The sequence below is a fragment of the Polaromonas sp. P4_H1 genome (assembly GCF_056400945.1).
Map to the genome: position 1 here is coordinate 1 of NZ_JBFUKG010000151.1, position 523 is coordinate 523.

1 protein-coding gene is annotated in these 523 nt (G+C 63.3%); it reads left to right on the top strand.

Annotated features, from left to right (window positions below; genetic code table 11):
* Positions 1-523: hypothetical protein (locus AC1DS5_RS25610; RefSeq protein ID WP_477721051.1), on the top strand; the 523-nt coding region annotated here is incomplete at both ends.

Here is a 523-nt window from a genome sequence, read left to right on the forward strand (position 1 = left end):
CCACGCGGATCGCCGATCTCAATGGCGAGCTACGTCAACAACGGCTGCTGCTCGAGGCGCGGGCACAGAGCGACATCGGCCGCCGCGAACTGGCGCTCGACATCATCTCTCATGTCACCGGGCGCGAAGCGATCCGGCTCCGCTCGGATATCTACTGGTCGTCGCGGCGCTGGCGCGAGGCCTCAGAGCAGATCGAACTCTATTATGGCGACCGCTGGCGGGATTTCTCGCCGCTGACGCCAAGCGAAAAGAGTGACATCATCCGTGCTGTCGTGGGTTATGCGCTGGCGGAAGACGCCCTCGGTCTCGCGCGTTTCCGCGAAAAGTATGCGCCGCTGATGAATGTCGGTGCCGACAAGATCGCCTTCGACACCGCGAGCAAGCCGACCTCGACCAACTCTTCGGAATTTGCCGCCATTGCCAAGATGGCCGCGTCCGTCGATACGCTCGACGGCTTCCTGCGCGAGATGAAGACGCGCTTCCCCGAAAGCAGCGCCAAGGCGATCCTGCCAGGTGCCAGTGC